The organism is Pseudomonas sp. BN414 (genome assembly GCF_029871275.1).
Classification (GTDB): domain Bacteria; phylum Pseudomonadota; class Gammaproteobacteria; order Pseudomonadales; family Pseudomonadaceae; genus Metapseudomonas; species Metapseudomonas resinovorans_C.
Genome location: NZ_SSOL01000033.1, coordinates 86823 through 112088, shown reverse-complemented (window position 1 = coordinate 112088; position 25266 = coordinate 86823). Strand labels below are relative to the sequence as shown.

General features: G+C 63.5%; 26 protein-coding genes. 10 read left to right on the top strand and 16 right to left on the bottom strand.

From position 1 onward, the window contains the following. Nucleotides 1-4: 4 nt before the first annotated feature. From E8E95_RS05495 to E8E95_RS05475, 5 genes are all read left to right on the top strand, one after another. Nucleotides 5-2011, top strand: coding sequence for a methyl-accepting chemotaxis protein (locus tag E8E95_RS05495; RefSeq protein ID WP_280348788.1), 2007 nt, complete (start codon nt 5-7; stop codon nt 2009-2011). Between the two features lie 48 nt (nt 2012-2059). Beyond that, nucleotides 2060-2905, top strand: coding sequence for a CheR family methyltransferase (locus tag E8E95_RS05490; protein ID WP_280348787.1), 846 nt, complete (start codon nt 2060-2062; stop codon nt 2903-2905). After that, nucleotides 2902-3513: a chemotaxis protein CheD gene (locus tag E8E95_RS05485; protein ID WP_280348785.1), complete on the top strand. Its 612-nt coding sequence runs from the start codon at nt 2902-2904 to the stop codon at nt 3511-3513. The genes E8E95_RS05490 and E8E95_RS05485 overlap by 4 nt, the downstream gene beginning before the upstream one ends. Before the next feature lie 4 nt (nt 3514-3517). Beyond that, on the top strand, nt 3518-4564 hold the full coding sequence (locus E8E95_RS05480; RefSeq protein WP_280348783.1) for a chemotaxis response regulator protein-glutamate methylesterase: 1047 nt from the start codon (nt 3518-3520) through the stop codon (nt 4562-4564). Nucleotides 4565-4820: 256 nt separating this feature from the next. Continuing rightward, a complete protein-coding gene (locus E8E95_RS05475; protein WP_280348781.1) occupies nt 4821-4952 on the top strand; it encodes a hypothetical protein in 132 nt (43 codons plus the stop codon). Nucleotides 4953-4956: 4 nt separating this feature from the next. On the opposite strand, the gene dmpG is transcribed toward E8E95_RS05475, so the two are convergent. Genes dmpG through E8E95_RS05455 form a run of 4 tightly spaced genes read right to left on the bottom strand, consistent with a single transcriptional unit; the run spans nt 4957 to nt 8545 of the window. After that, on the bottom strand, nt 4957-5991 hold the full coding sequence (dmpG, locus tag E8E95_RS05470) for a 4-hydroxy-2-oxovalerate aldolase (protein WP_280348779.1): 1035 nt from the start codon (nt 5989-5991) through the stop codon (nt 4957-4959). A 14-nt stretch (nt 5992-6005) separates the two neighbouring features. Then, a complete protein-coding gene (locus tag E8E95_RS05465; protein ID WP_280348777.1) occupies nt 6006-6914 on the bottom strand; it encodes an acetaldehyde dehydrogenase (acetylating) in 909 nt (302 codons plus the stop codon). Between the two features lie 15 nt (nt 6915-6929). After that, nucleotides 6930-7721 carry a fumarylacetoacetate hydrolase family protein gene (locus tag E8E95_RS05460; protein ID WP_280348775.1) on the bottom strand — a complete coding sequence of 264 codons (792 nt, stop codon included), beginning with the start codon at nt 7719-7721 and terminating at the stop codon, nt 6930-6932. Continuing rightward, on the bottom strand, nt 7718-8545 hold the full coding sequence (locus E8E95_RS05455) for an alpha/beta fold hydrolase (RefSeq protein ID WP_280348774.1): 828 nt from the start codon (nt 8543-8545) through the stop codon (nt 7718-7720). Before E8E95_RS05455 ends, E8E95_RS05460 begins: the two co-directional genes overlap by 4 nt. Nucleotides 8546-8856: 311 nt before the next feature. Here E8E95_RS05455 and E8E95_RS05450 point away from each other — a divergent pair, with 311 nt between their 5' ends. After that, entirely contained in the window at nt 8857-9630 is a 774-nt protein-coding gene (locus tag E8E95_RS05450; protein WP_280348772.1) for an SDR family oxidoreductase, read from the top strand. Nucleotides 9631-9844: 214 nt separating this feature from the next. On the opposite strand, the gene E8E95_RS05445 is transcribed toward E8E95_RS05450, so the two are convergent. The 11 genes from E8E95_RS05445 to E8E95_RS05395 form a co-directional block, all read right to left on the bottom strand. Continuing rightward, nucleotides 9845-10303 carry a nuclear transport factor 2 family protein gene (locus E8E95_RS05445; RefSeq protein ID WP_280348770.1) on the bottom strand — a complete coding sequence of 153 codons (459 nt, stop codon included), beginning with the start codon at nt 10301-10303 and terminating at the stop codon, nt 9845-9847. Beyond that, a complete protein-coding gene (locus tag E8E95_RS05440) occupies nt 10300-10689 on the bottom strand; it encodes a nuclear transport factor 2 family protein (protein WP_280348769.1) in 390 nt (129 codons plus the stop codon). The genes E8E95_RS05445 and E8E95_RS05440 overlap by 4 nt, the downstream gene beginning before the upstream one ends. A gap of 10 nt (nt 10690-10699) precedes the next feature. Then, nucleotides 10700-11902: an acetyl-CoA C-acyltransferase gene (locus E8E95_RS05435; protein ID WP_280348767.1), complete on the bottom strand. Its 1203-nt coding sequence runs from the start codon at nt 11900-11902 to the stop codon at nt 10700-10702. 151 nt (nt 11903-12053) lie between these two features. Continuing rightward, the gene (locus E8E95_RS05430) at nt 12054-12512 is read right to left on the bottom strand and encodes a MaoC family dehydratase (RefSeq protein ID WP_280348765.1); all 459 of its coding nucleotides are present in this window, start codon (nt 12510-12512) and stop codon (nt 12054-12056) included. A 2-nt stretch (nt 12513-12514) separates the two neighbouring features. Further along, the gene (locus E8E95_RS05425; protein ID WP_280348763.1) at nt 12515-13297 is read right to left on the bottom strand and encodes an SDR family oxidoreductase; all 783 of its coding nucleotides are present in this window, start codon (nt 13295-13297) and stop codon (nt 12515-12517) included. Nucleotides 13298-13311: 14 nt separating this feature from the next. After that, nucleotides 13312-14499, bottom strand: coding sequence for an acyl-CoA dehydrogenase family protein (locus E8E95_RS05420; protein WP_280348761.1), 1188 nt, complete (start codon nt 14497-14499; stop codon nt 13312-13314). Further along, nucleotides 14496-15653: an acyl-CoA dehydrogenase family protein gene (locus E8E95_RS05415; protein ID WP_280348759.1), complete on the bottom strand. Its 1158-nt coding sequence runs from the start codon at nt 15651-15653 to the stop codon at nt 14496-14498. Before E8E95_RS05415 ends, E8E95_RS05420 begins: the two co-directional genes overlap by 4 nt. Before the next feature lie 431 nt (nt 15654-16084). After that, nucleotides 16085-16951, bottom strand: coding sequence for an oxaloacetate decarboxylase (locus tag E8E95_RS05410; RefSeq protein ID WP_280348757.1), 867 nt, complete (start codon nt 16949-16951; stop codon nt 16085-16087). Nucleotides 16952-17191: 240 nt separating this feature from the next. Further along, entirely contained in the window at nt 17192-17800 is a 609-nt protein-coding gene (gene ttdB, locus E8E95_RS05405) for a L(+)-tartrate dehydratase subunit beta (RefSeq protein WP_077524644.1), read from the bottom strand. Continuing rightward, nucleotides 17797-18696, bottom strand: a complete 900-nt coding sequence (gene ttdA, locus E8E95_RS05400; RefSeq protein WP_077524645.1) for a L(+)-tartrate dehydratase subunit alpha — start codon at nt 18694-18696, stop codon at nt 17797-17799. Before ttdA ends, ttdB begins: the two co-directional genes overlap by 4 nt. 63 nt (nt 18697-18759) lie before the next feature. Next, nucleotides 18760-20100, bottom strand: coding sequence for a dicarboxylate/amino acid:cation symporter (locus tag E8E95_RS05395; protein ID WP_280348753.1), 1341 nt, complete (start codon nt 20098-20100; stop codon nt 18760-18762). A 178-nt stretch (nt 20101-20278) separates the two neighbouring features. On the opposite strand from E8E95_RS05395, the gene E8E95_RS05390 reads away from it, so the two are divergent. The 4 genes from E8E95_RS05390 (at nt 20279) to E8E95_RS05375 (ending at nt 23131) form a co-directional block, all read left to right on the top strand. After that, entirely contained in the window at nt 20279-21205 is a 927-nt protein-coding gene (locus E8E95_RS05390) for a LysR family transcriptional regulator (RefSeq protein WP_280348751.1), read from the top strand. Nucleotides 21206-21259: 54 nt separating this feature from the next. Continuing rightward, nucleotides 21260-21493: a type II toxin-antitoxin system MqsR family toxin gene (locus E8E95_RS05385; protein ID WP_280348749.1), complete on the top strand. Its 234-nt coding sequence runs from the start codon at nt 21260-21262 to the stop codon at nt 21491-21493. 2 nt (nt 21494-21495) lie between these two features. Then, entirely contained in the window at nt 21496-21897 is a 402-nt protein-coding gene (locus E8E95_RS05380; protein WP_280348747.1) for a type II toxin-antitoxin system MqsA family antitoxin, read from the top strand. Between the two features lie 730 nt (nt 21898-22627). Further along, nucleotides 22628-23131 carry a hypothetical protein gene (locus E8E95_RS05375; protein ID WP_280348746.1) on the top strand — a complete coding sequence of 168 codons (504 nt, stop codon included), beginning with the start codon at nt 22628-22630 and terminating at the stop codon, nt 23129-23131. 347 nt (nt 23132-23478) lie between these two features. On the opposite strand, the gene E8E95_RS05370 is transcribed toward E8E95_RS05375, so the two are convergent. Then, nucleotides 23479-24951, bottom strand: a complete 1473-nt coding sequence (locus E8E95_RS05370; RefSeq protein ID WP_280348744.1) for an FAD-dependent oxidoreductase — start codon at nt 24949-24951, stop codon at nt 23479-23481. Between the last annotated feature and the right edge of the window lie 315 nt (nt 24952-25266).

The window sequence follows — 25266 nt, the reverse complement described above, 5'->3', positions numbered from 1 at the left end:
AGCCATGGGTCTGTTCAACGGAAAAGCACAAGCTCAGCTTCGCGCACAACACCTGGCCAGCCTGATCCAGGGCCTGGCCGAAGGTAATCTCGACCAATCCATCGGCGCCGGCGACGACCCGATCTGGACGCCGGTCTACGACAGTCTCGCCCGCTTGCAGAAGAGTCTGCGCCAGCAGCAGGCGGAGAGCACCAGCACCGAGGTGCTGGACAAGGCACTGGTCGAGATGACCCGCCAGCACACTGAAGGCTGGATCGACCAGGTCATCCCGGAAGACCGCTTCAGCGGCACCCAGGCGCGCATCGCCAAAGGCATCAACGAACTGGTGGCCGCCCATATCGCGGTGAAGATGCAGGTCGTGGGCGTGGTCACCGCCTACGGTCGCGGCGACTTCAGCAAGGACATGGAACGCCTCCCCGGCAAGAAGGCACAGATCACCGAAGCCATCGACGGCGTACGCGACCGCCTCAAGGCCGCCGCCCAGGCCGCTGCGGAGAACACCCGGATCAAGAGCGCGCTGGACAACTGCAGCACCAACGTGATGATCGCCGACGGCGAACGCACCATCATCTACATGAACAAGACCGTCACCAGCATGCTGCAGAACGCCGAGGCCGACCTGCGCAAGGCGCTGCCGTCATTCTCCGTAAACAAATTGCTGGGCGGCTCGATCGACCAGTTCCACAAGAACCCCGAGCACCAGAAGCGCCTGCTCGCCACCTTCACCAGCACCTTCCGCACCCAGATCGACATCGGCGGACGGACCTTTGGCCTCGTGGCCAACCCGGTCATCAGCGATGACGGCGAGCGTCTCGGCTCGGTCGTCGAATGGGCCGACCGGACACTGGAGGTTCAGGTCGAACGCGAGGTCGCCGCGCTGGTCGGCGCAGCGGCGGCTGGCGACTTCTCCAAGCGCATCGATGAAACCGGCAAGAACGGCTTCATCCTCAACCTGGCCACCGGCCTGAACAGCCTGGTGGACACCGCCGACAAGGGCCTCAAGGATGTCTCGCGGATGCTCGGCGCGCTCGCCCAGGGCGACCTGTCGCAAAGCATCAGTGCCGACTACCAGGGCACCTTCGGCGAACTCAAGGACTACTCCAACGAAACCGCGCAGAGCCTGTCGCGCATGCTCGGGCAGATCCGCGAATCCGCCGACACCATCAACACCGCCGCCAGCGAAATCGCCAGCGGCAACGCCGAGCTGTCCACCCGCACCGAGCAGCAGGCGTCCAGCCTGGAAGAAACCGCTTCCAGCATGGAAGAGCTGACCAGCACGGTGAAGCTCAATGCCGAGAATGCGCGCCAGGCCAATTCCCTGGCGGTGAACGCCTCGGAGGTGGCTACCGAAGGCGGCAACGTGGTGCAGAAGGTGGTCAGCACCATGACCGCCATCAACGACTCGGCGCGGAAGATCTCCGACATCATCGGCGTCATCGACGGCATCGCCTTCCAGACCAACATCCTCGCCCTCAACGCCGCGGTGGAAGCGGCGCGGGCCGGTGAACAGGGTCGTGGCTTCGCCGTGGTAGCCGCCGAAGTACGCACCCTGGCGCAGCGTTCGGCAGCGGCGGCCAAGGAGATCAAGACGCTGATCTCCGACTCGGTGAGCAAGGTCGAGAACGGCAACACCCTGGTGGCCCAGGCCGGCCAGACCATGAGCGACATCGTGATCGCCATCAAGCGGGTCACCGACATCATGGCGGAGATCGCCGCCGCCTCCACCGAACAGAGCCGTGGCATCGAGGAGGTCAACGGTGCGGTCAGCCAGATGGACGAGATGACCCAGCAGAACGCCGCCCTGGTGGAAGAAGCCGCCGCAGCCGCCGAAGCCCTGCAGGAACAGGCCGGGCTGATGGCCGAGTCGGTGGCCGTGTTCAAGCTGGACCCGGCCCACGCCGGCCAAGCCGGTGCCCCGCGCAATGCCTCACGGAAGACGCCGTCGGCGAAGTCGCCTCGCGGTGCCGGCCGCGCGGCGCGGAGCAAGGAAGAGGAATGGGAAGAGTTCTAGTCCCAACCCACCCCGGCGCCCTGCGTCGGGGTTTCTTGAGGTCATGCAATGAATGCGCAGGTGCTGGGCGAACACGAATTCGGCTACAACGACCACGATTTCGAGCAGGTGCGCGAGCGGCTTTATCGTCGTGCCGGCATCAGCCTGGCCACCAGCAAGCAGCAGATGGTGTACAGCCGATTGGCACGTCGACTGCGCCACCTCGAATTGCGCACCTTCTCCAGCTACCTGGCCTACCTCGACCAGCATCCCGAAGAGTGGCAGCCCTTCATCAATGCGCTGACCACCAACATCACCGCCTTCTTCCGGGAACGGCACCACTTCGACCAGCTCGCCGCCCTGGCCAGGGACCCCTCGCGCCGAAGCCGGCCCTTGCGCTTCTGGTCGGCCGCTTCCAGCACCGGGGAAGAGCCCTACTCCATGGCCATCGCCCTGCACCAGGCCCTGGGGGACCGGGCACAAGGTGTGCAGATCATGGCGTCCGATATCGACACCGGCGTGCTGGAAACCGCGCGGCGCGGCATCTATCCAGTCGAGCGCCTCGACCAGCTCGACCCGGCGGTGAAGAAGCGCTACTTCCAGCGTGGCACCGGCGCCAATGCCGGTCTCGCACGCGTCGTGCCGGAGCTGCGGCAGATGGTGGAGTTCCGCCGCATCAACCTGCTGGACCGCGACTGGCACCTCAGTGGCGGGCTCGACGCCATCTTCTGCCGCAACGTGATGATCTACTTCGACAAGCCCACCCAGGTGCGCCTGCTGGAACGCATGGTGCGCCTGCTGCGGCCGGACGGGCTGTTCTTTGCCGGCCATTCGGAAAGTTTCGTGCAGGCCAGCCATGTGGTGAAACTGGTCAGCCGCACCGTCTATCAGCCTGTACCGGGAGCCTCGTCATGAAAGGAGAAACCGCAGGCGCCATTGCCGCCACCCGCTACTTCGACCCGGATTTCCAGTTGCCGGCGGTCAAGGTGCTGCCCGGCGAGTTCTACGCCACCACCGAGGACCAGGTGCTGGTCTCGGTACTCGGCAGTTGCGTGGCGGTGTGCCTCTTCGACCTGCAACGAGGCATCGGAGGCATGAATCAGTTCATGCTGCCTGAACCCGGCATCGGCAGCGGCCTGGCCAGCGCCGCCACCCACCACGGGGTGCGCATCATGGAACAGCTCAGCGACGAGATGCTGCGCCAGGGCGCGCGACGTCACCAGCTGGAAGCCAAGGTGTTCGGCGCCGGCAACCTGCCCAACGACCTGCTCCGCGTCGATACCACGCTGCGCACCGTGGAGTTCGTCCACAGCTACCTGGATACCGAAGGCATTCCCCTGCTGGCCGAAGACGTGATGGGCGCGGAAGCGCGCAAGGTCTATATCTTCCCGTCCAGCGGCAAGGTACTGGTGAAGAAGCTCAAGAGCCTGCACAACGACACCATCCTGCAGCGCGAGCTGGAATACATCCTCTACCTCAAGCGCGGGGAGGCGCTGGGGCCCTACGACCTGTTCAAGGAGTGAACACGTGCCGATCAAGGTACTGGTGGTGGACGACTCGGCGCTCATCCGCAGCCTGCTCAGCGAAATCGTCCGTGCCGACAACGAACTGCAATTGGTCGGCGTGGCGCCCGACGCCTATGTCGCCCGCGACCTGATCAAGCAACACTCGCCCGACGTCATCACCCTGGATGTGGAAATGCCGCGCATGGACGGCCTGACCTTCCTCGACAAGCTGATGAAGGGCCGCCCAACACCGGTGGTAATGATTTCCTCGCTGACCGAGCGCGGTTCCGAGGCAACGCTGCGCGCCCTCGAACTGGGCGCCATCGACTTCGTCGCCAAGCCCAAACTGGGCATTGCCGACGGCATGCAGGCCTACGCCGAGGAAATCCGCGCCAAGCTCAAGGTCGCCGCCCGCGCCCGCATGATCCGCCGCAGCGCGATGGAGCGCCCGGTCGAACGCGGCCTGCCCATCGTCGGCACTGAAAAGCTGATCGCCATCGGCGCCTCCACCGGTGGCACCGAAGCCATCAAGGAAGTGCTGTTGGGCCTGCCCGCCGACAGCCCCGGCGTGGTCATCACCCAGCACATGCCGCCCGGCTTCACCCGCTCCTTCGCCGCCCGCCTGGATAAGCTCTGCCGCATCAGCGTCAGCGAAGCCCGCGACGGCGACCGCATCCTCCCCGGCACCGCCCTCCTCGCCCCCGGCGGCCTGCACATGGAAGTGGCCCGCTCCGGCGCCAACTACGTTGCGCGCCTGTCCGAGGCGCCCCCGGTCAACGGCCATCGTCCGGCGGTGGACGTGATGTTCAACAGCGCCGCCCGCTGCGCCGGCCGCAACCTGATCGCCGCCCTGCTCACCGGCATGGGCAAGGACGGCGCGCGAGGCTTGCTGGAAATCCGCGAAGCCGGCGGCTACACCGTCGCCCAGGACGAAGCCAGCTGCGTGGTCTACGGAATGCCCAGGGAAGCGGCGGAGATTGGCGCGGCGGAAGAGGTGTTGCCGCTGGAAGAGATAGGCCCCGCGCTGCTGGCGCAGGCGCGGAGAAGGGGGAGTGGGAATCGGGTGTGAGGGATATGTGCGGGGCATGACTACCCTCACCCCCGGCCCCTCTCCCTGAAGAGGAGAGGGGTGACTCGCGCCTGGCACGCACTGCCCATCCTGCACGGGCAGCCCCCTCTCCCTTTAGGGAGAGGGTTGGGGAGAGGGCAATCGATCCCGACTCGAACTACCAAAACTGCTCCACCCTCCCTGCCCACAACTGCACCTGTTCAATCCCCGAACGGCAGCATTAGGCTGAACCCCCATACCAACCGGATTCGCAATCATGGACGGGGAAAGCTTTCGGATTCTGCTGACGGTACTGGCCGCACTGGGCGCGTCGCTGGGCGTCCGCTGGTACGTCATCCATCACCTGGCACAGGAAGACCGGCCAGGTGATGACGACTTGATCGCCTGATCCGTCAGGTCGGCAACACCCCACGCTGCCGCGACAGGGTCAGGGCGAGGTCTTCGATCATGTCTTCCTGACCACCCACGGTGCCGCGACGCCCCAGCTCCACCAGCAGCTCGCGGGCCTGGATGCCGTACTTCTTCTCGGCACGCTTGGCGAACAGCAGGAACGAGCTGTACACCCCGGCGTAGCCCAGGGTCAGGGCATCGCGGTCGACACGGATCGGCTGGTCCATCATCGGCACCACCAGGTCCTCGGCGACGTCCATGATCTTGTACAGGTCGATGCCAGTCTCCACGCCCATACGCGCCAGTACGGCGACGAACACTTCCAGCGGCGTATTGCCGGCACCGGCGCCCAGGCCTGCTACCGAGCCGTCGATCCGCGCGGCGCCAGCCTCGATGGCGGCCAGGGAGTTGGCGATGGCCATGCCCATGTTGTGGTGACCGTGGAAGCCGACCTCGGTGTTCGCATTCAGGCCATCGCGCAGCACGCCGATCTTCTCGGTCACTTCATCCGGCAGCATGTAGCCCGCCGAATCGGTGCAGTAGATGCAGTTGGCGCCGTAGCTCTCCATCAGCTTCGCCTGCTCCAGCAGTTTTTCCGCGCTGACCATGTGCGCCATCATCAGGAAGCCAACGGTATCCAGCCCCATCTTCGCCGCCATGCCGATGTGCTGACCCGAGACGTCCGCCTCGGTGCAGTGGGTGGCGACGCGGATGGTGGAAACGCCGAGGTCGTGGGCCATCTTCAAGTGGTCGACGGTGCCGATACCCGGCAGCAGCAGCGCCGAGACCTTGGCCTGCTTCAGCTTGGGGATCACCGCGTCGAAGTATTCCTCGTCCGAGTGAGCCGGGAAGCCGTAGTTCAGCGAGCTGCCACCCAGGCCATCGCCGTGGGTGATCTCGATCAGTGGCACGCCGGCGGCGTCGAGGCCGGTGGCCACCGCGACCATCTCGTCCAGGCTGATCTGGTGGCGCTTGGCGTGCATGCCATCACGCAGACTCATGTCGTGCAGGCGCACGCGCTTGCCTTGCAGGTTCATGTGGGTATCTCCAATCAGCGAGTGGGCAATTGCAGAGCGCCCTTGTGGGCCTCTTCGGCGAACATCTCGGCGGTGCGCAGGCCGGCGGCGGTCATGATGTCGAGGTTACCGGCGGACTTGGGCAGGAAGTCTCCCAGCCCTTCCACTTCGATGAAGATCGACACCTTGCGACCATCGAACACCGGCCCGTTGATCAGCTTGTAGCCCGGCACGTAGCGCTGCACTTCCTTGACCATGTGCAGCACCGAAGCGCGGATTTCCGCCTGGTCAGGTTCACCTTCGGTGAGGCAATGGATGGTGTCGCGCATCATCAGCGGCGGCTCGGCCGGGTTGATCACGATGATGGCCTTGCCGCGCTTGGCGCCGCCGATCTTCTCCACAGCACCGGCCGTGGTGCGGGTGAACTCGTCGATGTTCTGCCGGGTGCCCGGCCCTACGGAGCGCGACGACACGGTGGCGACGATCTCGCCGTACTCCACCGGTTGCACGCGGGACACCGCCGCCACCATGGGAATGGTGGCCTGGCCGCCGCAGGTAACCATGTTGACGTTCATCGCCAGTTTCTCGGCGTGCTCTTTGAGGTTCACCGGCGGCACGCAATACGGGCCGATGGCCGCCGGGGTGAGGTCGATCATGATCACGCCCAGCTCATTGAGCTTGCGGCTGTTCTCGGCATGGACGTAGGCCGAGGTGGCATCGAAAGCGATGCGGATATCGTCGTCCAGCACGTGGGGCAAAAGGCCGTCGACGCCTTCTGCGGTGGTCTTCAGGCCGAATTCGGCGGCGCGCTTCAGGCCCTCGGAGGTCGGGTCGACGCCCACCATCCACACCGGTTCGATCCATTCGGAACGGCGCATCTTGATCAACAGGTCGGTGCCGATATTGCCCGGCCCGATGATGGCCGCCTTGAGTTTCTTGCTCATGCTCTTTCCCCGGAGTCAGTCGCGGAAGGACACCCGGGCGCTGCCCAGGCCGTCGATGGTCAGTTCGAAGAGGTCGCCGGCACGAGCCGGCTCCAATGGAACCAGGGAGCCGGAGAGGATGATTTCCCCAGCCTTGAACGGGATGCCGAAGGCTCCCAGGGTGTTGGCCAGCCAGGCCACCGCGGTGAGCGGGTTGCCCTGCACCGCCGAGCCCAGGCCCTCGCTGATCTGCGTGCCGTTCTTGAACACGGTCATGCGCAGGTTGGGCAGGTCCAGCTCGCGTGGGTCCACCTGCTCGCGGCCGAGCACGAAGACACCGCAGGAGGCGTTGTCGGCCACGGTGTCCTGGATGCGGATCTTCCAGTCGTGGATGCGCGAGTCGACGATCTCGAAGCAGGGCATCACGTATTCAGTGGCGTCGAGCACGTCCTGCTCGGTAACGCCGGGGCCGATGAGGTCAAGCTTCAGCTTGAAGGCGATCTCGCCTTCGGCGCGCGGCTGGATCAGGCGGTTGCCGGACAGGGAAATGCTGTCGCCGTCGTCAAACCACATGTCTCGGGTAATGAAACCGAAGTCCGGCTGGTGCACGTTGAGCATGCGTTGCACGGCTTCCGAGGTGACGCCGATCTTCTTGCCGACGATGGCATCGCCCGCCGCCACACGGCGCTCGATGCTGTAGAGGGAGATGCGGTAGGCGTCTTCGATGCTGATCTCTGGCCAGCGCTCAGTCAGCGGCGCCAGGGTGCGACCGGCGAGCAGGGCCTGGTAGAGCTCCTCGCCAAATTCGCGTTGTCGGACTTCGCTCATGGCCGGCCCTCCGCGAGAAACTCGAGACAGGTGCGGTTGAACAGCTCGCGGTGCTCCACCATCACCCAGTGGCCGCACTCGCTGAGCATCACGAAGCGGATGTTGGTGCAGTTCTCCAGCATCGTCTGGGCGCCGGAGGACGGGCAGAACTTGTCGTTCATGCCCCAGAAACCGAGGATCGGGCAGGACAGCTCGGACAGACGCGCCGCCATGTTCGGCACCTGCATGGTGCTCAGCACGCAACGCGGCTGCTGCTGCACCACGGCCACCCTCTCGTTGACGGTTTCATCGCTGATCAGCGAGGCGTCATAGAGCTGCAGGGACAGCAGCCGGCGCATGCCGTCAGCGTCGTTCAGCTCGCCATTGGCAAAGGCGGCGCCCATCTTCTGGATGCCTTCCATCTGCAGGTAGTACTGCTCCTTCTCCATCAGGCCGCCGGGCGCCATCAGCACCAGTCGGCTGACGCGGCGCGGTGCATCCAGCGCCAGCTTGATGGCGATGGCGCCGCCCAGGGAATTACCCACCAGCACGCAACGCTGGATGTCCAGGGCGTCGAGCAGGCCGGTAAGGGCGGAGACGAAGAAGTCCAGGCTGTAGGTGGTTTCCGGCTTGTCGGAAGCGCCGTAGCCCGGCAGGTCCGGGACGATGACGCGGTAGCCGGCATCGGCGAATTCCAGGTAGTTCTGCTTGAAATTGCTATGGCCGCTGGCGCCGGGGCCGCTGCCATGGATGAACACCACCGGTTCGCCTTCTCCCGCCTCGATGTAATGCAGTCGCAGGCCATCGGGCAGCGTGACGAAACGCCCTGGCAATCGCGCGTCCATGGGACTCTCCTCGGCTTGTTGTTGTGCCCGGATTATTCGGCGCGCTCCAGTGGGCAACATCGTCCGAGAGGACTAGCAACCCATGCAGAGGTCCAGCTTTTCTGTGGGGGCGAATTCATTCGCTATGCAGGCCGCAGGTCTGCCCGGCAAGGCCCTTGGGGGCAGTTGCGCTGCCCTTAGCGAATGAATTCGCCCCCACAAGGAGTGCCCCCACAGATGTTCTCCCCGTACCGGCCCTAGTCCTCCCGGACGTAGGCACCCCGCCCTGCTCGACCTAGCCTCTGCCCATCGACAATTCAGAGGAAGCGACCATGGGCGATGCATTGGATTTCAGCGGCAAGGTGGTGCTGGTGACCGGAGGCGGCAAGGGCGTGGGCCGGGGAATCAGCCAGCGCTTTCTCGCCTGTGGCGCCGAGGTGGTGATCTGTGGTCGCAATGCGCCGGACCAGTTGCCGAGCCATGGCGGCCGCGAGGTGCACTTCCTGCCTTGCGACGTGCGCGACATCGAGCAGCTTCAGCAGTTGGTGGACGCCATCGTCGACCGTTTCGGCCGTCTCGACGTGCTGGTGAACAACGCCGGCGGCGCGCCCCATGCCGAGGCTGCCACTGCGTCGCCACGCTTCTCGGAATCCATCATCCGCCTCAACCTGCTGGCACCGCTCAACCTCTGCCAACTCGCCAACCGGGTGATGCAGGCACAGCCGGGCGGCGGCGCCATCGTCAACATCTGCAGCGTCAGTGCCACCCGCCCCTCTCCCGGCACCGCCGCCTACGGCGCAGCCAAGGCTGGCTTGCTCAACCTGACCCGTTCCCTCGCCGTGGAATGGGCGCCGAAGGTACGGGTGAATGCCGTGACGGCGGGGCTGATCCTCACCGAGCAGGCCGAACTGCACTACGGCGATGCCGAGGGCGTGGCGCGGGTGGCGGCGGGGATTCCCCTGCAGCGCATGGCCAGCCCGGAGGACATTGGCGATGCGTGCCTGTACCTGGCATCACCGCTGGCCAGCTATGTGAGCGGTGCGGATATCTGTGTGCATGGCGGAGGGGAGAAGCCGGCGTTTCTGGATGCGGCGGGGGTGAACTGAAAACCCTCTCCCCCGGCCCCCGCCCTGCGCCCCGGCCTGATCGCTTCGCGCTCAGTCGTTCATCGGCACCGAATGCAGTGCATCCGAAAGCATGCCTCTTCACCCCTGAAGTGGAGAGGGGTGACTCGCGCCTGATTGTATGAAGGCTGCCGGCAACGCGGAGTTCATCTGAACGAATTGATAGAGCACTGCGCGGACTAACTCCCCTCTCCCTTCAGGGAGAGGGGCTGGGGGAGAGGGAACTCCCCTCCACCATCGAGTGCGCCCTGAACACCGTCTCGACGATCTTCCAGCGCCCATCGATGCGCCGATAACGATCCCGGTAAATCCCACCCAATTGCCGCGTGGCACCCGTCTCGGCGTCGAGGTTGAAGTAGTAAAGCGCCCAGCGCCCGACCGCTTCACCCTCCCCCGCCAGCTCGATTTCCGGGTTGGCGCCGTGGTGCAGGTCGATCACCCGTTCGTTGCAGGCCAGAGACTGGTAGAGCGCGACAAAGCTGTCGCGCTCCTGGAAGGTGCCCACCGGCCCGTAGTCGATGGCGATGCGCCCTTCGGCGAAGCAGTCGCGGATCGCTTCAACGTCCTTGAGGTCGCAGGCGTTGAAGTAGCGGTGCTTGAGCAGGCGGATGGCTTCCAGTGCTTCCAGCCCGGCGATGCGCGCCTCAAGGCTCATGACGCGTCCCTCGCCACCAGGTTGGCCTCGCCCCAGAAGGCTTTCATGGAGCGGATGCGACCTTCGGCGTCGAACTCCATCACGTCGATCACCTGGATGGAGCACGGCGCGCCGTTCCACACCAGGTCCACGCAGAAGGGCACCGCGCCACTGCCGGCGTGGCTGGCGGAAACCGGGCCGGTGCGGCGGGCACGGGCGCTGGCGCGGCCCAGGCCTTCGCGGTAGAAGCGGTCGATGGCCTCGATGCCGACATGGGGCGGGCTGCCTACCGGGTCCTCTACGGTGGCATCCGCCGCATAGAGCGCGACGATGCCGTCGATGTCGCAGGCGTCCACCAGTTCGACGTAGCGGGCCATGGTTTCCTGTACTTGTTGCGGACTGATCATCGGACGCTCCTCATGCCACTTCAAAAAGGGCAGCGGCACCCATGCCACCACCAATGCACATGCTCACCACGACGTAACGCAGGCCCCTGCGCTTACCTTCGATCAGCGCGTGGCCGACCATGCGTGCACCGGACATACCGAAGGGATGGCCGATGGAAATGGCACCGCCGTTGACGTTCAGGCGCTCGTCGGGAATTCCCAGGGTGTCGCGGCAGTGGATGACCTGGCAGGCGAACGCCTCGTTCAGCTCCCACAGGCCGATGTGGTCCATGGAAAGACCGTGGCGCTTGAGCAGCTTGGGAATGGCGAACACCGGGCCGATGCCCATTTCATCGGAATCGCAGCCAGCGACCGCCAGGCCGCGGTAGATGCCCAGGGGCTCCAGGCCCCGGCGGGCAGCCGCTTGCGCGCTCATCAGCACCGAAGCACTGGCGCCGTCGGAGAGCTGCGAGGCGTTGCCGGCGGTGATGAAGCGGCCGGCACCGCTCCACTGGCCGCCCTGCCACACGGGCTCCAGGGCGCGCAGGCTTTCGCGGGTGGTGTCGGCGCGGTTGCATTCGTCGCGGGTCAGGGTCACGGATTCGTGGCGGCTCTCGCCGGTGGCCTTGTCCGTTACCAGCTTGCGTACGGTCAGTGGCGCCAGCTCGGCGTCGAACAAGCCTGCGCTCTGGGCCAGGGCGGTGCGTATCTGGCTCTGGTAGCTGTATTCGTCCTGGGCCTCGCGGGAGATGCCGTAGCGCTCGGCGACGATTTCCGCCGTCTCGATCATCGGGATGTAGGCGCGCGGGTCCTGCGCCAGCACCGCTTCGGACTGGTTGCGGTAGCTGTTCTTGTGCTTGTTCTGCACCAGGGAGATGGACTCCAGGCCACCGGCAACGGCGATGTCGATCTCGTTGCACATGATGCTCTTGGCGGCCAGGGCGATGCTCATCAGACCGGAAGAACACTGACGCTCCACCGCCATGCCGGCGACGCTGGACGGCAGCCCGGCGGCCACCGCGCAGAGTCGGCCGAGGTTATAGGCCTGGGTGCCCTGCTGGGCGGCGGCGCCCATGATCACGTCGTCCACCTCGCCCCCTTCGACACCGGCACGACGCAGTGCCTCGCGCACGACGTGGCCGCCCATCAGCGGCGCTTCGGTGTCGTTGAAAGCACCCCGGAAGGCCTTGCCGATGGGGGTGCGGGCGGTGGATACGATTACGGCTTCTTTCATTGGGTTGTCCTCGAAATTCGTTGGCCGGCTATGGCTTCTTTGTGGGGGCGAATTCATTCGCTAAAGGGCAGCGCAGCTGCCCCATCGGGCCTTGCAGGGCAGACCTGCGGCCTGCTTGGCGAATGAATTCGCCCCTACAAGGAAATCGCCCTCACTCGGGGTAATACCGACTGATGGTGTCCACCACGCAGCCCGGCCGATCCTCACCTTCGATCTCCACGCTGACGCGGATGGTGGCCTGGATGCCGCCCTTCACTTCTTCGGCGGCGACCAGTTGGGCGCTGCCGCGCACGCGGCTGCCGGCACGGACCACATTGGGGAAGCGCACCTTTTCGCAGCCGTAGTTCACCCCCATGGAAATGCCGCGTACTTCGACTATCTGCGGCAGGAAGAGGTTGACCAGGGCGAGGGTCAGGTAGCCGTGGGCGATGCAGGAGCCGAAGGGGCCGCCAGCGGCGCGGACGGGGTCGACATGGATCCACTGGTGGTCGCCGGTGGCTTCGGCGAACTGGTCGATGCGCGATTGCTCGACGCTGATCCAGTCACTCCGGCCCAGTTGTTCGCCGACGTGCTCCAGCAAGGCGGACGGTGTCGCGAAGATCGTCGACATGTTCATGCCCTCTGGCTGGAAACCGACAGCACTTCGCCGGTCATGTAGGAGCTGTAGTCGCTGGCCAGGAACATCATCACGTTGGCCACTTCCCAGACTTCCGCCGCGCGGCCGAAGGCTTCGCGGGAAGCGAGCTGGTCCAGCAGCTCCTTGGGCGCGGAACGCTTCAGGAAGTCGTGCAGGGCGATACTCGGGCTGACGGCGTTGATACGGATGCCGTGCTCGGCCGCTTCCACCGCTGCGCAGCGGGTCAGGGCCATCACCCCGGCCTTGGCCGCGGCGTAGTGGCTCTGTTCCTTCTGTGCGCGCCAGCCGAGGACCGAGGCGTTGTTGACGATCACACCGCGGCCACGATCCATCATCTTCGGCAGCATGGCGCGGGTCATGCGCATAGTGCCGGTGAGGGTCACGTCGAGGACGCGATTCCACTCCTCATCGCCCATCTCCACCAGCAGGCGCGAGCCGCCGAGGCCGGCGTTGTTGATCAGTACATCGACGCCGCCCAGTTCGCGCTCGGCGGCGGCCACCAGGGCCTGCACCTGCTCTTCGTTGGTGACGTTGCAGACCTGGACATGGACCTGGTCGAGGCCAGTGGCTTCGCGGATCTTCGCAGCGGCTTCCTGCAGACGGCCTTCATGGATATCGCTGATCATCAGCGCGCGGCAGCCTTCCTCGGCGGCACGCAGGGCGGCGGAGAAACCGATACCGGCGCCAGCGGCGGCGGTGATCAGCACCGACTTGCCGCGCAGCAGGCCGTGGCCGGGAACGTAGGTGGGAGTGCTCATGCAAGGTCCTCGGGTCAGGCACGTACGCGCGGCTCGCGGGGCATGCCCAGCGCGCGTTCGGCGATGATGTTGCGTTGAATTTCGTTGGTGCCGCCGTAGATGGAATCGGAGCGACTGAAGAGGAACATCGACTGCAGGCGGCCCAGCTCGTAGGGCCCGCCTTCCAGCAATTCGGCGTCGGGGCCGAGCACGTCCATGGCCAGCTTGCCCAGGGCCACGTGCCAGTTGGCCCAGCACAGCTTGTAGATCATCGCCTCGCGGCGCAGCGCGCCGTCCTGGGCACCGGAAAGCATGCGCAGGGAGTTGTAGCGCAGGATGCGCAGTCCGCCCCAGGCTTCGGCGATGCGCTGGCGCAGCAGCGGGTCCCGCGCAGCGCCATTGGTGCGGGCGATCTGGATGATTTCTTCCAGCTCGTTCTGGAACAGCATCTGCTGGCCGAGGGTGGACACGCCGCGCTCGAAGCCCAGCAGGGCCATGGCGATCTTCCAGCCATCGCCCGGCGCGCCGAGAATGTTGTCGGCATCGGTCAGCGCCTCGTCGAAGAACACTTCGTTGAACTCGGAGGTGCCGGTGAGCTGCTCGATAGGGCGTACCGTGATGCCCGGCTGGTGCATGGGCACCAGCAGGAACGACAATCCCTGGTGGCCGAAACTACCCGCCTCGGTACGGGCAATGACGAAGCACCATTCGGATTCGTGGGCGAGCGAGGTCCAGACCTTCTGCCCGCTGATGCGCCACTGGCCGTTTTCCAGCACGGCGCGGGTCTTCACGTTGGCCAGGTCAGAGCCCGCGGCGGGCTCGGAGTAGCCCTGGCACCAGAACTCGGTGCCGGCGACGATGCCCGGCAACAGGCGGCGTTTCTGGTCGAGGGTGCCAAAGGCGGCGATGGTCGGCCCGGCCAGTCCCTCACCGATGTGCCCCATGCGGCCAGGACCGCCAGCCCGGGCGTATTCCTCGTGGAAGATCACCTGCTGGTTGATCGAAAGACCGCGCCCGCCGCATTCCGGCGCCCAGCCCACGCAGGTCCAGCCCCCTTCCGCCAGCTTGCGCTCCCAGGCCTTACGCTCCTCGGGAAAGCTGTGTTCGTCGCCCGGTCCACCGCGAAAGCGCAGCTGTTCGAACTCACCGCGCAGGTTGTCGGCCAGCCAGCCGGCCACCTCGCGACGGAAGGCTTCGTCGGCCTCACTGAAACTGATCTTCATGCGTATTCCCCCAGGAGGGCGACGGCGATGCGCTCGCGGTGCCAGGACGGCGCGCCGAACAGGGCTTCGCTGGCCCGGGCGCGCTTGAAGTAGAGGTGCGGGTCGTATTCCCAGGTGAAGCCGACGCCGCCATGCAGCTGGATCGATTCCGCCGCGCAATGGAAGAAGGCCTCCGAGCAGCGCGACTTGGCGAGGGCGGCGGCCAGGGGCAGTTCGGCGGCGACGTCCAGGTCGCCATTGCCGGCCAGGACTTCTTCGGCCACACAGGCGGCATACAAGGCCGCCGAACGCGCGCACTCCACCTCCAGCATCATGTCGGCGGCGCGGTGCTTGATGGCCTGAAAGCTGGCGATGGCGCGACCGAACTGCTGGCGCTCGGCGGTGTACGCCAGGGTCAGGTCGAGAGCCTGCTGGGCACCGCCGGTCTGCTCGGCGGCCAGGGCCACGCAGGCCAGTTGGAGGATTCTCTCCAGCAACTCACCGCCCTGCCCCGATGCCCCCAGCGCAGCATCGGCGCCGACGTAAACGTGGTTGAGTTCGACTTCGGCCAGCTTGCGGGTCTGGTCCAGGGTCGGTACCAGCCTGCGACTGATGCCGGGCGTATCTGCCGGTATCACGAACAGGCCGATGCCCTCGCTACCGCGCGCCGCCACGATCAACAGGTTGGCGCTGTGGCCGTCGACCACCTGGCGCAACTTGCCGTCGAGGACGAAGCCCTTGCCCTCTTCGCGCACATTGGCCTGTACCGAGTCCAGGCCGTTGCGGCTGTTGCTGGCGTAGGCCAGGGTGCCCGTCAGGCTGCCATCGGCCAGTTGCGGCAGCCATTTGGCTTTCTGCGCCTCACTCCCGCCCAGCAGCAGGGCCGGGGTAGCCAGGCAGGCGCTGGCGAAGAACGGCGAACAGAACAGCCGTCGACCCATCTGCTCCAGCAGGATCGCCAGTTCGACGAAGCCCAAGCCGAGGCCGCCATAGGCTTCGGGAATATGGATGGCCGGCCAGACCATCTCGCTGCACACGCGCTGCCAGAGCGCCGGGTCATGGCCAAGGTCGCTGGCCATTGCCGCACGCACGGCGGCGGAGTCGGATACATCCGCGAGAAAGCTCTCGGCGGACTCGCGGATCATCTCCTGCTCATCGCTGAATGCGAATTCCATAACGCTGCCTTCATGTGATTCTCGGGGCGAGCGCCCCTGGTGCGAAGGAGTCTGGCGAGTTGCGCTGGAGGGGGAATCGTCCGGATGGACGACGAGGGGAATGGCCGTTAGGGCGAGGTAAATGTGTAGGGGCGAATTCATTCGCCCCTACACGGTGTGTGCGCTCAAAGCTGCTTGGCGGCCGTAGGTTGGGTAGAGCGCAGCGAAACCCAACGCGGGGCCAGCAAGTAATGACGACTTACTGGCTTGCACGATGGGCATACCCCTGGAAGGGGCATTTATTGACGTGTGAAGAGACGGGTTGGTTCAGGCCGGCGGCGTGGTGGGGACTGTCTTGGTTGACATAGCCGCGCCTCACGAACCAGCAACTTGCGCGTTAATGAAGCGATATCAGCGCATCGTCAAGTCCTGGCCAAGTACAGGGTTCAGCCTCACTCCCTCACATTCATGTGGTCGAGCGCCCAGGTGATGTAGTCCTCAGGATGGGTGTATCGGGTCACCAGTTCTGATGCACTGAGGCCGTTATCGATGGTGATGCCGCGCTGTTCGCGAAGACTGTCATAGGTGGCTTTGATCGCCGCGAAGTACGCTGCATGGCCGTCCACTACGATGCGTACGCCCAGCTCTGCCAGGCGGTGGTCATCGCGCAGCTCCGGATTCCCGTAGGTGACCAACATCAGCGGTACGCGCAGGTTTTCAGCGATTGCTTCGAGATGGGTGAAATCTTTCACACCGACCAGGCAAATTCCATCAGCGCCGGCATCCTGGTAGGCGCGGGTACGGTGGACAACATCGGCGAGCGGCTGCACTCCGGCGTGGGTGCGGGCAATGATGGACAGGGCCTTGTCGTCGCGCACTTCCTGGGCGGCGCGCAGCTTGCCGATGCCTTCCTCGACATTGATCAGGTCGTAAGATTTGCGTCCGAACTGGGCGGGCAACAGTGTGTCTTCCAGTGTGAGCGCGGCTACACCAGCGCGTTCGAGCTCAATCACCGTTCGCATGGCGTTTAGGGCATTGCCGTAGCCATGGTCGGCGTCGGCGATAACCGGCAGCCGGGCGACCCGGCCAATACGGGTCGCCTGTTCGACGAACTCGCTTAGGGTGATCAGCGCGATGTCAGGTGCGGCGAGCACTTGCAAGGAGGCGACCGAGCCTCCCAGGATGCCGACTTCGAAGCCCAGGTCGGCGGCAATGCGTGCCGACATGGGGTCGAACACGGAGGCCGTGTGATAACAGGCGGGGCTTTCAAGCAAGGCACGGAAGGCGCTGCGCAGATCGTGGTGACAGGCTTTTTGCATAATCTTATCCCTCGGGTCTTTATCGAGCCTTACTACCGGTCACGCTGTGCAAGACCTGTACCTGACGGTCGAGATGTTGGTAGGTCGCCGATTCGACCGGAGTGAGTGATGGGCGAATGGAGGAAAAGCGCCGCAAACCAGCGCAAGGAGGGCGGAAACTCGCCGTAGCCAGTCCATGGCCTTCCTTGCGCAGGCAGTTGAAGAGGTGGCGATCACGGCTCCGGCCCAGATCGCCCTACGTCACTTGATGAAGCGCACTTGGCTGTTGATCTTCTCGATGACAGCGCCCTTGCGTTCGTTGAATCGCGCCTTGTTCTGCTCGAAAAGGTTATTGCCCTTGGTGTCGATGGAGATGATCAGGGGACCGAACTCACGAACTCGGTTGACCCAGAGGGTTTCCGGCATGCCCAGATCCTGCCACTCGGCGCGTTCGATTTCCTCTACCTTGGTGGCGGCCAGTACTGCGCAGCCGCCGGGGAATACCGCGTGTACGGCCTTATTTTCCAGGCATCCAGCGGTGGTTTCCGGGCCCATGCCGCCCTTGCCGATGATCAGCTTGACGCCGGTTTCCTCGATGAACTGCCGCTCGAATTTCTCCATGCGCATGCTGGTGGTCGGGCCGATGGACACCATCTCGAAGCTGCCGTCGTCCTTCTTCTTCACGATGGGACCGGCGTGGAAGATCGCCCCGCCACGCAGGTCCACCGGTAGTTCGCGCTTGAGTTCGATCAGGCGGCGATGCGCCACGTCGCGGCAAGTCACCAGTTGGCCGGTCAGGTAGACCACATCTCCGACGTTGAGGGCCGCGAGGTCTTCGTCCTTGATCGGGGTCGAAAGAACTTTTTTCACAGTACTACTCCTTCGTGGGAGAGGATGTCGTAGGAGAGGTCGGCGTTGATGCGGATCTTGCCGCGACGGTGTGCCCAGCAGCCGGTGGAGACGGCGACGCCGATGGTCGAAGGGTGGCGCGCCGAGGATTCGATATTCACACCCATCACGCTGCTATTGCCCGTCAGCCCCTGCGGGCCAATGCCGATCTCGTTAAGCCCTTCCTCAAGAAGCTTTTCCATCATCGCTGCGTTCGCGTTGGGGTGACTGGAGTCCACCGGGCGCAGGATTGCCCGCTTCGACAGGCGAGCTGCGGTCTCCACCGAGGTGGAAACGCCGACCCCGACCAGCAGTGGCGGGCAGGCGTTGACGCCGCGCGAAGTGATCACGTCAAAGACGAACTCGGTCACCCCCTCGTAGCCTTGGCCCGGCATCAGCACCTTGGCCGAGCCCGGCAGGGTGCAGCCGCCGCCGGCCATGTAGACGTCGATCAGGGCGTAGTCGGCGTCGGGGATAATTTCCCAGTCCAGCCACGGGATTTTCGAACCGGTGTTGGTGCCGGTGTTCTTCTCGTCGAAGGTTTCCACGGCGTTGTGGCGCAGCGGTCCCTTTATGGTGGCTTCCAGGGTCGCGTTCTGCAGGATGCCTTCCAGTTCGCCCAGAAGCGGGAAGCGTGCCCCGGCGGAGATGAAGTACTGGATCACCCCGGTGTCCTGGCAGCTCGGGCGGTCCAGTTTGTCCGCGTAGTCCTGATTCTCGGCCATCGAGTCGTAGATCTCGATCGCCAGAGAATTGGTTTCCGCGGCGCGCAACTTCGCAGTCTTCTCCTTGACGTCTTTCGGCAGGCGCTTGCCGATATAGGCGGTGAACTTGGCCATCACGTCGGTAAGCGATTGAACGGCAGATTCGTTATCCACTTTGATTCTCCTCACTGCATCACAAGGCGGGTCTGTTGGTATGGCGTTGGCGTGCCTGCTGAACTAGGCGCCGCTGGCTGTCGTTACCGGCTTTACGGTGTGGTTTGGCGCCGATGATTCCTGCGCCTGGTTCTGTTCCGGCAGGTCGGTACCGTTCAGCACCTGTTCCATTCGGGATTTGTCGAGGGCACCGACCCATTTCGCGATCGCCATGGTCCCGACCGCGTTGCCGATGGTGTTGGTGATAGCGCGCGCCTCGGACATGAAACGGTCGACTCCGAGCAACAGCACCATGCCGGCGACCGGGATGTTGTCCAGAGAGGCCAATGTCGCGGCGAGGGTGATGAAACCGGAGCCGGTGACGCCTGCCGAACCTTTCGAGGTGAGCAACAACACGCCAAGCACGATCAATTGGTCCATCAAGGAAAGCGGGGTATTGGTGGCCTGAGCTATGAAGATGGCCGCCATGGTGTAGTAGATGCACTGGCCGTCAGGGTTGAAGGTCAGCCCAGAGGGGATCACCAGGCCTACCACCGGCTTGGACACGCCGACGTTCTCCAGCTTGTTCATCAGCTGCGGCACCACCGATTCCGAGGAGCTGGTACCAAGCACGGTGAACAGCTCTTCCTTGAGGTACTTCAGGAACTTCCACAGGCTGAAGCCGGATAGACGGGCGATGAAGCCGAGGACGATGACCACGAACAGGAAGCAGGTCAGGTACATGGTCGCCATCAGTTTTCCGAGCGAAACGATCGAGCCCAGTCCGTACTTGCCGACGGTGAAGGCCATCGCGCCGCAGGCAGCCAGCGGTGCGACGCGCATGACCATGCCAACGATGTAGAACATGCCGTGGGAAAAGGCTTCCAGCACATCTACCATCGGCTTACCGCGCGGGCCCAGGTGAGACAGGGCGATGCCGAACAAGGTCGAGAACAGCAGAATCTGCAAGATCTCATTCTTGGCAAAAGCATCGGTGACGCTGGCAGGAATGATGTGCAGCAGGAAGTCGGTGAAACTGCCGGAGCCACTCGCCGCAGTCGCCGTGTAGGAGGCGATGCTCTTGGTGTCGAGGGTGGCTGGGTCAACGTTCATCCCCTGGCCGGGCTGCACAAAGTTGACCACGACCAGGCCCAATATCAGGGCGAAGGTCGAGAGGACCTCGAAGTAGATCAGCGCACGGACGCCGACCCGACCGAGTTCCTTCATGTTCTCCATCTTGGCGATGCCGAGCACAACGGTGGCGAAGATGATCGGTGCGAAGACCATCTTGATCAGCTTGATGAAGGCATCGCCGACCGGCTTCAGGTCGGCACCAAATTGCGGCCAGAACACACCGAGCAGGATGCCGATGGTTACGCCGATCAGGACCTGGACATAGAGCTTTCCTAGGAATCGCTTGGCCATGGTTTTCTCCGAATTATTGTTGTGAGTCGGATTTGGGTTTCACCCGGGCGGCTTTACCGGGCTATGGCGGGCAAATGCCCCAGCGTTCGTGTGGGCAATTCACGGAGTCAAAGTTAATGGTTTCCCAAAAATTGAGTAATACAATGAAAGTTATTTCATTGTTTCTTTGGAGTTACTAATGAGCCCGGTATCCGAATTGGCCTTCTTCACCCAGTTGGTCAGGCTTGGCAGCCTTGCGGCCACGGCGCGTGAGCTGAACCTGACGCCACCAGCGGTCTCCAAGCGGCTGGCGCAGTTGGAACAGCGATTGGGTGTACGGCTGCTCAATCGCACAACTCGTAGCATCAGCCTCACCGCCGAGGGCGAGCTCTATCTGGTCAACGCCCAGCGAATCCTCGGCGAAATTGAGGAAATGGAGAGCCAGATCGCAAGCAGCCGGGCGGAGCCCAAGGGGCTCCTACGGGTAAACGCGCCGCTGGGCTTCGGTCGTACCCATGTAGGGCCGGCGATTTCTTCCTTTGTGGCGCGCTACGCAGAAGTCGAGGTGCAACTGCACCTGACCGACCGGCCGATCAATCTGCCGGACGATGCCATCGACGTCGCCATCCGCTTTGGTGAGTTACCCGACTCCCGGCTGATCGCCCGCAAAATCGCCGCCAATCGACGTCGCCTGTGCGCAGCACCCGTCTACCTGGAGCGCTTCGGTACGCCGGAGTCGCCCAAGGACTTGATGCGGCACAACTGCATCGTCTTGCGCCAGAACGATGCCGCCTTCGGTATCTGGCGGTTCAGTCGAGGTAAGCAAAATGAATCGATCAAGGTACGTGGTGGCCTCAGCACCAATGACGGCGAGGTGGCATTGAATTGGGCGCTGGAGGGGCACGGTATCTTGATGCGCGCCGAGTGGAACCTTGCCAGTCATCTGCGAGATGGTCGTCTCGTAGAGGTATTAGGGGAATATGAAACGCCGCCTGCAGACATCTATGCCGTCTATCTGGAGCGCCTCAACCTGTCTGCAAAGGTGTCTCTTTTCGTCGATCACCTGCGCGACGTTTTCCAGCACAAGGCGAATGGACAGAACGATAGCCTCGTCAAATGGCGGTGACGATCCCCCCGTCAAAACAATCAGTGCCAATACACATCGTCTTCGAACGCCAAAGTGCGCTCCACCATGTCTGCGCTGGCTGGCGGGGCGTCGTTGGGATTCGACTTTGAAGGAATCGTCAGGGTTGTCATGGCGCTGGCCCCGGCAGACTTCTACAAGAGCATGACCACGCACGCCGATCACAAGGTTTGGCAAGACGTGTACCGAACTAACACGGAAGCCGGAGAGGTCTATCTGAAACTCACGGTCATTGATGACGTGCTCATCGTGTCCTTCAAGGAGCTATGAACATGAAATGTCCATCTTGTGCAGCGTCAGAACTGGTGCATGACACCCGTGATTTGCCGTACACCTACAAGAACGAGTCGACAATTCTTCCGACAGTTACCGGTGACTTCTGCCCGGCCTGTGGCGAAGCGGTTCTCGATGTAGCCGAGTCGGCCCGCGTCAGTGCGGCGATGCTGGAATTCAACAAACAGGTGAATGCTTCGATTGTCGATCCAAGCTACATCGCCAGCGTTCGCAAGAAGCTCGCACTCGACCAGCGTGAAGCGGCCGAGATTTTCGGCGGTGGCGTCAATGCATTTTCACGCTACGAAAACGGCAAAACCAAACCGCCGTTGGCTCTGGTGAAACTACTCAAGATACTTGATCGCCACCCGGAACTATTGAACGAAGTCAGGACGACCTAGCCTTGCGCGCGAGGTTTGGGGAAGCGCACCGTCACCCGCCTACCGAGGTATCAAAGCCCGCATTGAGCGGGCTTTTTCGTACCTGAACGATAGCGCTGGCTTAGGGGTTGTTCGCGAGCAGAGCTCGCTCCTACGGTGGTTATCGCGTGCCGGTCTTGAGGGCAGCTGCGCTGCCATTGGCGATCCCTACAGGTGGGCGGATCTGGGGAGGATCGCCGTGCATCACAGTGTGTCTGAAATGCATCGAGATACATGGGCATCGATATGGCCCGGTAATCGACACAGGCCAGATAAGTCGCACTGTTCAACTGCAAGCCAGACACAGAGGGGACCCCCGCCCCTTGACCACTGGCTTGCAACGGAGACATCGCCATGACTTCACCAAGGCCATCATCGACGCCGACAACCTCTGAAGTGCAGACAGGGCAGGCTCGCTGCCACCGGCGCGCCTGGTAGCAGCGAGGGCTCGATTCACAAAATGCTCAGAAAACGAGCAAATTCAGCCTGAATGCATCTAGAAAATTGATTATTCAAGCCAGCGGAAAAAGCTTTTCCGTTTAACGCAACCACGCACTTATAACATTGTTAACTGATTGTTTTTAATTGAAATAAATCAACCATCAATAACATCGATAGCAACCATTACGCAGCATCACTTCTTCATCGAAATCACATCAGTAACATGAGCTCCGTAGACGAATTCCAACCCCTTCCAACCAAGGTGACCAAAATGAAAAAGCAAATCTTCGCCAGCCTGTTCATCGCCAGCCTGTCTGCTTCCGCTTTTGCACTGTCGGTTGCCGAGGGTGGTTCCGACCGCACTTCCATCCACCGCGTCGCTGAAGGTGGCGCTGACCGCACCAGCATCCACCGCATTGCAGAGAACGGCTCTGAGCGTTCCCAGGCTCTGCGTGTGGCTGAAGGCGGTTCCGACCGTACCAAGGCCTTCGATGTTGCCGAGAACGGTTCCGAGCGTTCCCAGGCTCTGCGCGTTGCCGAAGGTGGTTCGGACCGTACCAAGGCCTTCGATGTTGCCGAGAACGGTTCCGAACGCTCCCAATCCCTGCGTGTGGCTGAAGGTGGTTCGGACCGTACCAAGGCCTTCGATGTTGCCGAGAATGGTTCCGAGCGTTCCCAGGCCCTGCGTGTCGCTGAAGGTGGATCCGACCGCACCCAGGCTTTCCAAGTAGCTGAAGGCGGTGCCGACCGCACTGGTGCCAATCGCATCAGCTAACTCCCGGAGCAGTTCAGAGGCAGGCAATTCATGATGTATGCACCTCGAAAGGCAGAAGGCGCCACTTATGGCGCCTTCTTTCTTTTTGGGGAATGCGAAATCTATGGGAGCGGATTTGGGGTGAGGTTGTTCGCGAGCAGAGCTCGCTCCTACGGTGGTGATTGCGTGCCGGCCATTTGGGGCAGCTGCGCTGCCCTTAGCGAATGAATTCGCCCCCACAGAAGAAAGAGCAGGAGAGCAGCGGGGATCAGGTGCCGTAGACCTTCTGAGCCGGGTCGGCTTCGGCCAGCAGGTGTTCAACCACCTCGCCCACTTCGCCGGGCTGGTAACGCGCGCCCTTGTCGAACTCAGCCCTGCGTCGCCGCGTGGCGACCGGCCTGACGGCCGAAGAACGTAGCGTCCGCCAGCGACATGCCCGAGCTGTAGCCACCGCCCCAGCGTGGCAGGCCGCAACTGGTGCGCCCTGCTGCATAGAGGCCGGCGACAAGCTCACGCTGCGCGGTCAGCACCTGGCCGGTAGGCAGCGTGTCGAGGCCACCGAAGGTGAAGTGCGGGTAGAAGGCGTAATCGAAGCGGCACTCCAGGGCGACGAAGGGCGGCTCGTCCAGCGGTTTGAGCCACTTTTCCGCCTTATGGAAGAGCGGGTCGCGGCCCTCGGCGGCATGACGGTTGAAGAAGGCCACGCTCGCTGCCAGGGTGCCCGCCGGCATCCCCAATTCCTGCTCCACCTCGTCCCAGGTTTCGCCGACGGCGGCGATATCGATACGGGTGAACTCGGCGGGACGCTCGAATGTGGCGTTGTCCGCCAGCAGGAACACCCGGTTCCCGCCTTGGCGCAGGATGTGGTAGCCGATGCGGCCGTGGTAGCTGTCCTCGTTGATGAAGCGTTGTCCGCATTCATTGACGAAGATGCCCTTGACCAGGGATTCCGGCGCATAGAACGGCAGGCTGACGAAGGCCTCGTCCATGTGGATGGCCGCGCCGCCGACGCTAATGCCCAACTGAATACCGCTGCCGTCGTCCCCCGGTGTGCCGATCGGATTTTCGTTATGCATCAACTGCGGGACATGGCTGCGTACCATCTCGCGATTCATGACGAAGCCGCCAGCGCACAGGATCACGCCCTTGCGCGCACGGACAAAACGCAGGCGGCCATCGCTGCGCACCACCACGCCGTGGACCTTGCCATCGTCATCGGCCACCAGTGCCATCACGCGGCTGTCATAGTGCACTTCGACGCCCAGTTCGCTGACGCGGGCCGCAAGGACGTCCATCAGCAGGCGGCCACCGCCCCAGCCCTTGTACTGCGGCGCGTGGCCGCGCGGACACGGCTTGGCCTCTTCGGCGAACGGCCAGGCCTCCTCGCTGCCGGACCAGATCAGGCAATCGTCGGTCACGGGTTCAAGCATCTTCTCCGGCAGGAAGGTGTTCTTGTAGGGGACGCCCTGGGCCACCAGCCAGTGGTAATGGTCCAGGCTGTTCTCCGCGTAGAGGCGCACCTTGGCCTCATCGGCATCCGGGCCGCCGGCCATCATCAGGTATCGATACAGGTCTTCGGTGTCGTCGTCGAAGCCAGCCTGCCGCTGGGCCGGGGTGCCACCACTGCCGCCCAGGTAGATCTCGCCTCCCGAAAGCGCGCTGGTACCGCCGTTGCCGGAGGTGGCCTCCAGCAGCACGACCTGGGCTCCCGCGCTGGCGGCCTCGATGGCGGCAGAGGCGCCCGCGGCCCCAAAGCCGACGACAATCACATCGGCTTCCTGGTCCCAGGCGGAGACGTTATTCAGACGGCAAGGCCGGTTTACGGAGAAAGGTACTGACATGCAGGCGATCCTTATTGTTGTTCTGGCGAGTAGACCTGTGGGGTCCGGGGAACGCTGGCGATCGGTCGCGAAGTCGGCGCCGTTCGGGCAGGCAGGTGAGTGCCCACCTTAACCGCGAAGGGTATGACGGCCCTCGTCCAACTGAACTACCAGACCACTTCCAACGCCAGGAGTGGGTGAATTGAGTGAGTGACCCCTCTCCGGAACCGGGGAGGGGCCGTATAGGGCAACGGGGTTGCCCTTGGCAAAGGAATCCGCCCCCACAGGGTTGGGGCGTAACCCGGGATCGTTGGGTTTCGCTTCGCTCTACCCAAC